Below are 12,782 nucleotides of genomic sequence, written 5' to 3'. Positions count from 1 at the left end.
AAAGCATATGTTGGAAACGAAACGTAAAGAAAAATCAATTTTGACCTTCCCCGCCGATCGCGAAATTGCTTTAGAAACGAATAACCTTCAGGTCTATTATGGCGATAACCATGCCATGCAGGATGCATCTTTGCAATTCCCTCGTTATTCCATTACGGCTTTGATCGGCGCTTCTGGATCGGGGAAATCCACTTACTTGAGAAGCTTGAATCGGATGAATGACGGCATTGCTCGCGTAGATGGCGAGATTATGTATCGAGGATTGGATGTTAATGCGGATGAAGTCGATATTTATCAAATGCGGCGTCGGATTGGAATGGTATTTCAACGTCCAAATCCCTTTGCCAAATCAATTTACAACAATATCAGTTTTCCATTACGCGAAATGGGTATTAAAGACAAATCAAAAATTGATGGCATTGTAGAATCGAGTTTAAAACAGGCGGCCTTATGGGATGAAGTCAAGGATGATTTGAAACGTAGTGCGTTAGCATTGTCAGGGGGGCAACAACAGCGACTATGTATTGCACGTTCACTGGCAATGAGTCCAGATATTCTATTGATGGATGAGCCTGCTAGTGCCTTAGATCCCATTTCAACCCACAAATTAGAAATGACTTTAAATGACTTAAAAGAACAATACACTATTATTATCGTTACACACAGTATGGAACAAGCTTCTCGACTAAGTGATTACACTGCTTTTATGCACATGGGGAAAATTGTTGAATTTGATACGACAGAAAACATTTTTACTAATCCAGCAGTTAAATTAACTGAGGACTATGTCTCTGGAAACTTTGGGTAGTTAGGAGAAAAATATGGCAAAAGATATTATTACGGCTGAAAATGTTCATTTATATTACGGACAAAAGGAAGCTCTGCATGGAATTAGTCTCGGCTTCCCTGAAAAAGAAATTACCGCTCTGATCGGACCCTCTGGGAGCGGAAAATCGACGTTCATCAGAACTTTAAATCGAATGAGCGATTTAAACCCCGAAGTTACGGTTACCGGAGCCATCCGACTTGATGGCGAAGACATCTATTCGCCTAAAACAGATACGGTAGAACTGCGCAAACGAGTCGGAATGGTATTTCAACAGCCTAATCCTTTTCCTTTTTCGGTTTATGATAACGTAACTTACGGGCTACGACTCAGTGGGATAAAAGATAAGGCACTGTTAGATCAACGTGTGGAAGAAAGTTTAAAGCAGGCGGCCGTTTGGGATGAAACTAAAGATCATTTAAAAGAAAATGCTCTTTCATTTTCTGGAGGACAGCAGCAAAGAATCTGTATTGCAAGGGTTTTGGCAGTTCAACCCGAAATTATTTTACTAGATGAACCAACCAGTGCGTTAGACCCGGTATCTTCAGCAAAGGTAGAAGATAGTTTATTAGCAATTAAGGATCAATTCACCATCGCGGTCGTAACTCACAATATGCAACAAGCATCTCGAATTTCTGATCAAACAGCTTTTTTCTTGGATGGCAACTTGGTGGAATTTAGTAAAACAGTCGATATGTTTACACATCCTGAAAAACAGGAGACGAGCGATTACTTAAACGGTAAATTTGGATAGGAGGAACTAGCATGAGAGGGATTTTTGATAATGAGTTGAGGCGCCTATTAGGCAAGTTTACGGAGATGGGAATTAACGTTAGTGAACAGATTTACCGTGCGACTAAATCATTTATTGACCATGATCGAGAAATGGCGCAGAGCGTGATTGATTATGATAATAACGTCAATGAAGAAGAAATTGCTTTAGAAGATCAAGCTTTAAAATTGATGGCCTTACAACAACCCGTGGCTGCCGATTTTCGGCAGGTGATTGTCGTCTTAAAAGCTAGTTCGGAACTGGAACGGATTGGCGATCATGCAGTCGGAATTGCTAAAGAAACTATTCGAATTAAAGGACATCATCGGGATGCTAAAATCGAAGCCGAAATTGCTGAAATGACGAACGTTGTTCGAACGATGCTAGATGTTACGATGGATGCCTACGTAAAAAGAGATAGTAAATTAGCGGACGAAGTAATTAAAGCCAACGAGCAGATTGATAATAGCTATAAAAAAATTCGTAATGAAGTTTTGAGTAATATGAAAACTAACCCCAAACTAGTCACTGGGGGAGCAGGGTATTTAATGGTGGCTAACTACATTGAACGAATTGGCGATCATGTTACCAACGTTGTAGAGTGGATATTATATAATCAGTCAGGAAAGATTACCGAAATTAATGCAGATGTCGCGGATGTGGGTGGAATTGATTAGACCACGAAACGAGTAGTTATTGCTAAATTAAAAATTTAGTAATAACTACTCGTTTTTTTGTATAAAGTTTGCTAAACGAAAGACAAAAGCTGTAAAATTACTATTAACAATAATGTTTAGAGGTGAAGTATTTGAATATGAATTCCAAAACAAAATTTGCTAAATCAAATGACCGTTTGATAACCGGGGTTAGCGGCGGAATTGCCGAATATTTTGGCTGGAGTAAAGCCCTAACTCGGGTGATTATGTTGATGTTAATGTTAGTATCACATGGACTTTTGTTAATCCCATATATTATTTTAGCTTGGTTAATGCCTAGTAAACCAATTGAATCAAATCAAGGTTTTGCCAGCATGTTCAGTAATTATATGGGTGGTATGAACGGTCAGTCTCAAAATAATAAGAAGAGAAAAGAAATTAAAAACGTTGAAGAACACGACGTCAACGAATAAAGATGGGAGAATTTAAATGCGCTTTTGGCAACGAGTATTAGTTAATTGCATTCTTTTTGTGGCTTTGACTGGATTTTTCCAAAGTAATGGAAATTTCTATGTTTCAAGCATCTGGATTGCTTTGGTGGCTAGTTTGATTTTGGCAATATTGAATGCCAGTATCAGGCCCATCCTACAAATTATTTCATTACCAATTACATTGTTAACTTTAGGCTTGTTTAGTATTGTGATTAACGCTCTCATGTTGGAATTAACTTCCGTATTTGTAGGAGCATCTAATTTTTATTTTTCATCCTTTGGAATGACGATGTTGATTTCGGTAATCTTATCCATTTGTAATACTATTATTTCGAACCACTTTACAAATCGTTAGCGAAGGAGGCCCATTCAATGGCCGATGGTGTTTCAGTATCTGAGTTAGTAGAAAAAATAAGATTAGATGTATTTTATGGCGATGAACTATTAGAACAAAAAAAAGTTACAGTTAGTGATATTTCACGTCCAGGTTTAGAGTTAACCAATTACTTTAAATTTTATCCTCATGAACGAATTCAACTGTTTGGAGAAACAGAAATTTCGTACGCTAAGGATAGTATGACTAAAGATGAACGAACTAAGATTTATGATCGAATGGCGGACGTTGATACCCCAGCATTTGTGGTTTCGCGTGGTTTACCAATTCCTGAAGAATTGATCCAGGCCGCCAAAAATAATCAGGTTCCCATCTTAACGTCAACTTTACCAACCTCACGTCTGCTAAGTAACATGACCAACTTTTTAGAAGATCGGTTGGCAGAACGTGATTCAATTCATGGTGAACTACTGGAAATTTATGGATTAGGGGTTTTAATTACGGGAGACTCTGGGATTGGTAAAAGTGAAACGGCGTTGGACCTAATCAAACGCGGACATCGTCTGATTGCGGATGATCGGGTTGATATTTATCAACAAGATGAACAAACCTTAATCGGGGAAGCTCCCCGCATTCTTCGTCATCTTTTGGAGATTCGAGGTGTTGGAATCATTGATGTAATGAATTTATTTGGGGCGAGCGCGGTTAAAAATCACACGGAAATTAGTGTGATTGTTCATCTACAAAATTGGGATAAAGATGCACATTTCGATCGTTTAGGTAACGGCGAACAAACACGACATTTCTTTGAATTAGATATTCCAAAGATTACCATCCCAGTTCGTGTTGGACGAAACCTCGGTGATATTATCGAAGCCGCTACCATGAACTTTAGAGCTAAAAATATGGGATATGATGCAACCAAAGTTTTTGATCGTAACTTAAATGAGTTGATCAAAGATAATTCCCAGAAATAGGAGTGGATTTTGTGAATTTAACGTTAGGAGCACTAAATCCAATTGCCTTTAATCTTGGTGGAATTCAAGTTCATTGGTATGGAATTATCATTGCGTCAGCAGTGGTGTTAGCGACGATTTTGGCAGTTCAAGAAGCTAAAAGGCGAAGAATCGATCCAGATTCTATCTACGATTTGATTTTATGGGCCTTACCAGTGGCGATTATTACCGCTCGAATGTATTACGTTATTTTTGAGTGGGGATATTACCAAAACCATGTCGATGAAATTGTACGCGTTTGGGACGGTGGTATTGCCATTTATGGGGCCTTGATTGGGGCTGGAATCGTGGTCTACCTCTTCTGTCGTGCAAATTGGATTCCAGTTTGGTTAATGTTGGATATCATCGCTCCAGTATTGATTATGGCCCAAGGTATTGGTCGATGGGGTAATTTTATGAATCAAGAGGCTTTCGGCAGAATTACTAGCTTAACATTTCTCCAAAGTCTTCATTTGCCCCATTTTATTATTCAACAAATGCTGATTGATGGAGCCTACCGTCAACCAACTTTTTTATATGAATCGCTTTGGGACATCTTGGGCTTTATTGTATTGATGAGTTTGAGACATAAAAAACATTTATTCAAACAAGGGGAAGTGTTCTTGTCCTATGTAATTTGGTACGCGTTTGGTCGCTTTTTTGTCGAAGGGATGCGCACTGATAGTTTGATGCTATTAGGCATCCGCGTGTCACAATGGCTTTCGGTAATACTTTTTATCGGAGCAATTGGTATATTGGTGTTCCGCCGTAAATCGATGCGAGAACGCCTACCAGATTATTTGGAAGGTAATCAGCTTTCACCAAAATGAACTTGAGTAAAGTACCTTTGTATACGATAATAGAAAGGTACATAAATTATTTTTAAATTTAAGATTGTAAGGGGATTAACTATGGTAAAAAAAGTTGCAGTGTTAGGAGCCGGATCATGGGGCAGTATTTTAGCTAACATGCTTGTCCAAAATGGCAATGATGTAGTTGCATGGACGAACATGGAGGAACAAGCTAAAGAACTTAACGAGCAGCACTCCAATGAACATTACGTTCCCGGTTTTAAGTATGACGAACGTTTAGTAGCAACAACCGACTTAGAAGTAGCGTTGAAGGATGTTGATGCGGTATTGTTTGTTGTACCAACCAAGGTAATGCGATTAGTTGCCCAACAAATGGTTGAAGTTTTAAAGAAAACTGGTCAAAAGCCAATTATTGTTCATGCAAGTAAAGGTTTGGAACTTGGAACGCATAAGCGTTTGTCAGAAGTATTAGCGGAAGAAATTCCTAGTGAATTACGTCAAGCAATTGTAGTTCTTTCAGGTCCAAGTCATGCTGAAGAAGTTGCTAAGCAAGATTTAACGCTTGTTACAGCAGCTAGCTCAGATTTAGCAAGTGCTGAAGCAGTTCAAAAATTATTTATGAATAATTACTTCCGCGTATATACTAATGACGATATTGTCGGAGTTGAAATGGGTGCCGCACTTAAAAATGTAATTGCAATTGGAGCCGGAGCATTACATGGCTTGGGTTACGGCGATGACGCTAAGGCAGCTTTAATCACACGTGGTTTAGCTGAAATTTCTCGTTTAGGAGTAGCCTTTGGGGCAAACCCACTCACTTTCATCGGTTTATCTGGTGTAGGTGATTTGATTGTTACGGCAACTAGTGTGCATTCACGAAACTGGCGTGCGGGTAACGAACTTGGCCAAGGTATGAAACTAGACGAAGTTATTGATACAATGGGAATGGTGATTGAAGGAGTTCCTTCAACTAAAGCCGCCTATGAATTAGCTCAACAAAAAAATATCGAAATGCCAATTACTGAAGCTATCTATGATGTATTGTATAATGAAAAGGGTGTCAAGGAAGCAATCGACGAATTGATGCATCGTGACGGTAGGTCAGAATTAGAGTAAAAATTTTTGGAGGTTAGGTATTCATGAAAAAAGTACGTAAAGCAATTATTCCTGCAGCAGGATTAGGAACTAGATTTTTACCAGTAACCAAAGCTTCACCTAAGGAAATGTTACCAATTGTTGATAAGCCAACAATTCAATACATTGTGGAAGAAGCTCGCAAGTCTGGAATCGAAGATATCCTAATTATTACAGGTAAAGGTAAACGTGCTATCGAAGATCACTTTGATGCGGTTCCTGAACTAGAAGAAAACTTGAAAGCTAAGGGCAAGAAGGAAATGTTGAAGATGGTGGAAGAAACCACTGGCTTAAATATGTACTTCAAACGTCAAAGTCATCCACGTGGATTAGGGGATGCTGTATTAACTGCTAAATCATTCGTCGGCAACGAACCATTCGTGGTTATGCTTGGTGATGATTTAATGGAAGACAAAGTTCCGTTGACTAAGCAATTGGTAGATTCTTTTGAAGAAACTGGTGCTTCAACTTTAGCTGTTTTGCCAGTTCCTCATGAAGAAGTATCTAAGTATGGGGTTATCGATCCTTCTGAAGAAGTTGAAAAGGATTTATACAACGTTTCTAAATTCGTTGAAAAACCAGCCGTAGATGAAGCACCAAGTAACTTAGCAATTATCGGACGTTATGTACTTACGCCAGAAATTTTCAACATTTTGGAAAAACAAGGCCTTGGTGAAGGTAATGAAGTTCAATTAACCGATGCCATTGATACATTAAATAAAAAACAACGCGTATTTGCCAAAGTATTTAATGGCGACCGTTACGATGTAGGTAATAAGTTTGGCTTCTTGAAGACTAATATTGAATATGGTTTAAAACATCCTGAAACAAAAGATGAATTAAAGACCTACATCAAAGAATTAGCCAAAGAACTTGAAGAAAAATAATTATTGTATTTAAAATCAAGCGATTCTGGGTTGACCGGATCGTTTGATTTTTTATATAAAACAAAATGATAGACAGTTATTAAAAGTAAGTGTATAGTGAATGCATTATTAAAAGTGTGGAGGAAAGAGAATGACAAAACAATATGATGTTGTTATTATTGGGGCCGGCCCAGCCGGAATGACAGCGGCCTTATATGCTTCCCGTGCAAACCTATCGGTAGTGATGCTAGATCGTGGAATCTATGGTGGTCAAATGAATAATACTGCTGATATTGAAAACTTTCCTGGCTTTAAATCTGTTTTAGGACCGGATTTATCAAAAGATATGTACGAAAGTTCAACTCAGTTCGGCGCTGAATATGCTTACGGCAGTGTCGAATCCATTCGAGATGACGGAGCTACTAAACTCGTCAAAACTGATATGGGTGACGAGTTCGAAGCTAAAGTAGTTATTATTGGTACTGGTTCTGAATATAAGAAATTAGGTGTACCAGGCGAAGAAGATTTTAGCGGACGGGGCGTTTCGTACTGTGCGGTCTGTGATGGAGCCTTTTTTAAAGGGACAGATGTTGTAGTGGTCGGTGGCGGAGACTCTGCTATTGAAGAAGGTTTATACCTAACACAATTAGCTTCTAAGGTTACCGTGATTCATCGTCGTGACCAACTACGGGCTCAAAAAATTATCCAAGATCGTGCTTTTGCCAATCCTAAGATGGAATTTGTCTGGAACAGTAATGTTACAGAAGTAGTTGGTGAAGGTAAGGTCACGGGCGTTAAAGTTAATAATAACCAAACTGGCGAAGATTCATTTATTGAAGCAGCCGGAATATTCATTTACGTAGGGGTAAAACCCATGACGGCCGCCTTTGCGGACTTAGGTATTTTGGATGAACAAGGTTGGATTCCAACTGATGACCATATGCATACTAAGGTTCCTGGAATTCTAGCTGTTGGTGATGTACGTAAGAAAGATTTACGTCAAATCACAACGGCCGTAGGTGACGGTGGCGTCGCTGGACAACAAGCGTATGAATATATTCAAGCTTTAAATGATTAAAGTCAAAATAAGCCGCGGTGAAAACCGGGGCTTTTCTTTTTGCCAAAATTCAAAAAGTGATTGGTCTATACCTAAAATTAAAAAAACGCTTTCTGGTATTCCATGGGTATTGTATAATGAAAGTAACTATAAGTTACATCATAGGAGGATTTTTGAATGAGTTGGGAAGATTCTGTCAAAGAATGGCAAGATTATGCAGATTTAGATTTTAATTTAAAAAAAGAATTAGCAACTTTAGCTGAAGATAAAGATGCTTTAAAAGAAGCCTTTTATGCTCCAATGGAATTTGGTACAGCAGGAATGCGTGGCGTAATGGGCCCTGGTATCAACCGGATGAATATCTATACGGTTCGTCAAGCAACAGAAGGTTTAGCTAATTTTATGGATACCTTGGATTTTACTGATAAGAAACGGGGAGTGGCGATCAGTTTTGATTCCCGCTATCACTCACAAGAGTTTGCTTTAGCAGCAGCTGGTGTTTTAGGTAAGCATGGTATTCCAAGTTTTGTTTTTGATAGTATGCGTCCCACTCCAGAATTATCATATACAGTACGTGAGTTAAACACTTATGCTGGAATCATGATTACTGCTAGTCATAATCCTAAACAATATAATGGATATAAGATTTATGGTCCTGATGGCGGACAAATGCCACCAATGGAATCTGATAAGATTACAGAATATATTCGCCAAGTAACTGACATCTTTGGTGTTGAAACTCTTACTCAAAGTGAATTAAGAGCTAAGGGCTTAATGACCATTATTGGTGAAGACATTGACCTCAAGTATCTTGAGGAAGTTAAGACGGTATCAATTAATCATGAACTAATCCAACGCTTTGGTGCAGACATGAAGTTGATCTACTCACCATTACATGGTACTGGAAAAGTAGTTGGTGGACGTGCGTTAGAAAATGCTGGTTTTAAGGATTACACTATGGTCCCTGAACAAGCAATTGCTGACCCAGAATTTATTACAACGCCATTCCCTAACCCAGAATTCCCACAAACTTTTGATTTGGCTATTGAATTAGGTAAAAAGCAAGATGCTGACCTTTTGATTGCCACTGATCCGGATGCCGATCGTTTGGGAGCTGCCGTTCGTTTACCAAATGGTGACTACAAATTATTGACAGGAAATCAAATTGCAGCCCTGATGTTAGAATACATCTTAACTGCGCATGATGCAGCGGGTGACTTGCCAAGTAATGCAGCTGCCGTTAAATCAATTGTTTCTAGTGAACTAGCAACCAGAATTGCCGAAGCCCATCATGTAGAAATGATTAACGTTCTAACTGGGTTTAAGTACATTGCTGACCAAATTAAACATTACGAAGAAAATGGCGACCATACCTTTATGTTTGGTTTCGAAGAAAGTTATGGCTATCTTGTTCGGCCATTTGTTCGCGATAAAGATGCCATCCAAGGAATTGTCCTATTGGCTGAAATTGCTGCTTATTATCGTAGTAAGGGGCAAACCTTATATGACGGTCTTCAAAACTTATTTACTACTTACGGATATCATGAAGAAAAGACCATTTCAAAAGATTTCCCTGGAGTTGACGGTAAAGAAAAAATGGCTGCCATTATGGAAAAGGTTCGTGAAGAACGCCCAAGTCAATTTGATCAGTACAAGGTATTAGAAACTGAAGACTTCTTAGCTCAAACTAAGTATGAAGCAGATGGATCTACCCAAGCTATCAAATTACCAAAAGCGGATGTTTTGAAATTTACATTAGATGATGGTACTTGGATTGCAATTCGCCCTTCTGGAACAGAACCAAAAATTAAATTCTATATTGGTACAGTTGGCGAAGATGAAAAAGATGCTTTGAATAAGATTGATGTTTTTGAAACAGCTATTAATGAACTTATAAAATAATATTTAAAGAACTATGACGGAGCTCAAATTGAATGGTTATGCGCGATTCAGTTGGGCTTTTGGAGCATAGTTCTTTTTTATTCTAATTAAGTGAATCGGAAATGGTTTTGTGATAGTATTAGTAACAATTTAAGTAAGTTTAAGGAGAGATTGCCATGGGAATGCATCAATATTTGAAGAGTTTAAGTAATTTAGAAACAATTTATCGGGCACCAGGATTTTTTAAATATCAAAAACACTCGGTTGCAGAGCATTCGTTTAAAGTTGCTGAAATTGCCCAATTTTTAGGTGATATTGAAGAAAATGCTGGTAATGAAGTTAATTGGCGCTCACTTTATGAAAAATCATTAAATCATGATTATAACGAACGTTTTATTGGAGATATTAAAACCCCCGTTAAGTATGCAACACCGGATTTACGAACGATGTTAGCTAACGTGGAAGATTCCATGAAAGACAATTTCATTAAAAATGAAATACCAGTAGAATTTCAAGGAGCTTACACGCGTCGGCTCTCAGAAGGTAAGGATGACACATTAGAGGGAAAAATACTTTCTGTGGCCGATAAAATTGATTTATTATATGAATCATTTGGTGAAATTCAAAAGGGAAATCCGGAAGATGTTTATACGGAAATTTATAAGGAAAGTTTACGGACGATTGTTGAATTCAAAACGATGGCCAGCGTGGAGTATTTCTTAGATAATGTCTTACCAGACCTTTTGAATGAAGAGTTTACTGATCAACTTAAATTGGAACGCATTAGTCGTGCAATTATCGCGTAGTTAAAAATGGCGAAAGTATGTTCGGCGTGATAAAATAGTTATGGTTAATTTCGAGTAAATATAATTTTAGGAAATGGCTGAGAACTGATCCTGATCGGTTCAATCTCAGTCATTTTGTGTGAACGGAGGAAAACGAATGATTAAACGTGAGAATGATCGTGAATTTGAATTGGTTTCTAAGTACCAACCAACGGGGGATCAGCCAACGGCGATCAACGAATTAGTTGACGGTATTAAAAGTGGCGAGAAAGAACAAATCCTGTTGGGTGCAACGGGTACCGGGAAAACTTTTACGATTTCTAACGTAATTCAAAAAGTGAATAAACCAACTTTAATTTTGTCACACAATAAAACTTTGGCGGGCCAATTATATGGCGAGTTTAAACAGTTTTTCCCGAATAACGCGGTAGAATATTTTGTTAGTTATTATGATTATTATCAGCCTGAAGCATACGTTCCATCTAGTGACACTTATATTGAAAAAGACTCATCAATCAATGATGAAATCGATGAGCTCCGCCATTCCGCTACTAGTTCACTACTTGAACGCAATGATGTGATTGTGGTGGCTTCTGTTTCAAGTATCTTTGGTTTGGGTGATCCTCGAGAATACCAAGATCAAGCCTTAACACTTCGAGTAGGGCAGGAGATTGATCGAAATAAGTTACTACGAGAATTAGTTGATATTCAGTACGACCGTAATGATATTGATTTCCAGCGTGGCCGTTTTCGGGTGCATGGCGATGTAGTTGAAATTTTTCCGGCTGCTAATGATGCGCATTCCATTCGAGTAGAATTCTTTGGGGATGAAATTGATCGAATGCGTGAAATGGATGCCTTAACGGGAGAAATTATTGGTGATCGAGATCATATTACAATTTTCCCAGCAACCCATTTTATGACTAACGAAGATCGAATGGAACATGCGATTAAGAACATTGAAGCGGAATTGAAGGACCGTTTGGAAGAATTAGATGGTGAGGGAAAACTCCTAGAAGCGCAACGTTTACGACAAAGAACGACCTATGATATCGAGATGTTAAAAGAAATGGGATACACCAACGGGATTGAAAATTATTCCAGACATATGGATGGTCGTAAACCAGGTGAAGCACCTTATACTTTACTAGATTTCTTCCCCGATGATTTTCTATTGGTCGTAGATGAATCCCACGTAACTATGCCACAAGTACGCGGTATGTACAATGGGGATCGAGCTCGTAAGCAACAATTAGTAGATTACGGGTTTAGATTGCCAAGTGCGTTGGATAACCGACCCCTTAAATTAGAAGAATTTGAAAAACATATTAACCAAGTGGTTTATATGTCAGCTACCCCAGGTGATTATGAAAATGAACGAACTAATAACGTTGTTCAACAGATTATTCGACCAACTGGGTTATTGGATCCAATCATCGAAGTACGCCCAATCATGGGCCAAATGGATGATTTGCTAGGTGAAATTAATCAACGGATTGAAAAAGACGAGCGTGTATTTGTAACAACTTTGACGAAGAAGATGGCCGAAGATTTAACCGATTATCTGAAAGATATGGGAATTAAGGTTGCTTACTTGCATAGTGATATTAAGACGCTGGAAAGAACCCGTATTATCCGTGATTTACGGGTAGGCAAGTATGATGTTTTAGTAGGAATCAATTTGCTTCGTGAAGGAATTGATGTTCCGGAAGTATCTTTAGTAGCGATTTTAGATGCCGACAAGGAAGGTTTCCTTCGAAATACTCGTTCGATGATTCAGGTGGCTGGGCGTGCGGCACGTAATGAAAATGGACACGTTATTATGTATGCTGATCATATGACTAAGTCCATGCAAGAAACCATTGATGAAACTGCACGACGTCGTACGATTCAAGAAGCATATAACCGTGAACATGGAATTACTCCTCATACAATTAAAAAGGATATTCGTTCGTTGATTTCATCAACCAGTGATACTGAGGATAAAGGTAAAAAAGACGACTTCTTGGACGTTGATTTTGCCGACATGGATAGTAAGGATCAAAAAGAAATGATTGCAAACTTGGAAGATCAAATGCGAGCGGCTGCTAAGAAGCTAGACTTCGAAAAAGCAGCTAACTTGCGAGATACCGTTTTAGAATTAAAAGCACAGATTGGTTAGGAGGCCTCTTTT

Annotated in this window: 13 protein-coding genes; all 13 read left to right on the top strand. The window is 38.4% G+C overall.

Going from position 1 to position 12,782, the window contains the following annotated elements; translation table 11 throughout:
• Positions 1-10: 10 nt before the first annotated feature.
• On the top strand, positions 11-808 hold the full coding sequence (gene pstB, locus IV86_RS05365; RefSeq protein WP_171030525.1) for a phosphate ABC transporter ATP-binding protein PstB: 798 nt from the start codon (positions 11-13) through the stop codon (positions 806-808).
• 13 nt (positions 809-821) lie between these two features.
• A complete protein-coding gene (gene pstB / locus IV86_RS05360) occupies positions 822-1,580 on the top strand; it encodes a phosphate ABC transporter ATP-binding protein PstB (RefSeq protein WP_002834094.1) in 759 nt (252 codons plus the stop codon).
• Positions 1,581-1,591: 11 nt separating this feature from the next.
• Positions 1,592-2,275: a phosphate signaling complex protein PhoU gene (phoU, locus tag IV86_RS05355; protein WP_002834093.1), complete on the top strand. Its 684-nt coding sequence runs from the start codon at positions 1,592-1,594 to the stop codon at positions 2,273-2,275.
• Positions 2,276-2,412: 137 nt separating this feature from the next.
• Positions 2,413-2,727 (top strand): PspC domain-containing protein, encoded by a 315-nt coding sequence (locus IV86_RS05350; RefSeq protein ID WP_002834092.1) that lies wholly within the window; start codon positions 2,413-2,415, stop codon positions 2,725-2,727.
• Positions 2,728-2,743: 16 nt separating this feature from the next.
• Entirely contained in the window at positions 2,744-3,100 is a 357-nt protein-coding gene (locus IV86_RS05345; RefSeq protein WP_002834091.1) for a phage holin family protein, read from the top strand.
• Between the two features lie 17 nt (positions 3,101-3,117).
• Positions 3,118-4,056 carry an HPr(Ser) kinase/phosphatase gene (hprK, locus tag IV86_RS05340; protein WP_002834090.1) on the top strand — a complete coding sequence of 313 codons (939 nt, stop codon included), beginning with the start codon at positions 3,118-3,120 and terminating at the stop codon, positions 4,054-4,056.
• An 11-nt stretch (positions 4,057-4,067) separates the two neighbouring features.
• The gene (gene lgt / locus IV86_RS05335; RefSeq protein WP_002834089.1) at positions 4,068-4,904 is read left to right on the top strand and encodes a prolipoprotein diacylglyceryl transferase; all 837 of its coding nucleotides are present in this window, start codon (positions 4,068-4,070) and stop codon (positions 4,902-4,904) included.
• Positions 4,905-4,985: 81 nt separating this feature from the next.
• A complete protein-coding gene (locus IV86_RS05330) occupies positions 4,986-6,002 on the top strand; it encodes an NAD(P)H-dependent glycerol-3-phosphate dehydrogenase (protein WP_002834087.1) in 1,017 nt (338 codons plus the stop codon).
• A gap of 23 nt (positions 6,003-6,025) precedes the next feature.
• Entirely contained in the window at positions 6,026-6,907 is an 882-nt protein-coding gene (gene galU / locus IV86_RS05325; protein WP_002834086.1) for a UTP--glucose-1-phosphate uridylyltransferase GalU, read from the top strand.
• Positions 6,908-7,037: 130 nt separating this feature from the next.
• Positions 7,038-7,964, top strand: a complete 927-nt coding sequence (gene trxB / locus IV86_RS05320; protein WP_002834085.1) for a thioredoxin-disulfide reductase — start codon at positions 7,038-7,040, stop codon at positions 7,962-7,964.
• A 156-nt stretch (positions 7,965-8,120) separates the two neighbouring features.
• Positions 8,121-9,845 (top strand): phospho-sugar mutase, encoded by a 1,725-nt coding sequence (locus tag IV86_RS05315; protein WP_002834084.1) that lies wholly within the window; start codon positions 8,121-8,123, stop codon positions 9,843-9,845.
• Positions 9,846-10,000: 155 nt separating this feature from the next.
• The gene (locus IV86_RS05310) at positions 10,001-10,630 is read left to right on the top strand and encodes a YfbR-like 5'-deoxynucleotidase (RefSeq protein WP_002834083.1); all 630 of its coding nucleotides are present in this window, start codon (positions 10,001-10,003) and stop codon (positions 10,628-10,630) included.
• Between the two features lie 136 nt (positions 10,631-10,766).
• Positions 10,767-12,770, top strand: a complete 2,004-nt coding sequence (uvrB, locus tag IV86_RS05305) for an excinuclease ABC subunit UvrB (RefSeq protein ID WP_011673075.1) — start codon at positions 10,767-10,769, stop codon at positions 12,768-12,770.
• The last annotated feature ends 12 nt before the right edge of the window (positions 12,771-12,782 follow it).

Source organism: Pediococcus pentosaceus (genome assembly GCF_001437285.1).
Classification (GTDB): domain Bacteria; phylum Bacillota; class Bacilli; order Lactobacillales; family Lactobacillaceae; genus Pediococcus; species Pediococcus pentosaceus.
This window is presented reverse-complemented; position numbering and strand designations above follow the sequence as displayed.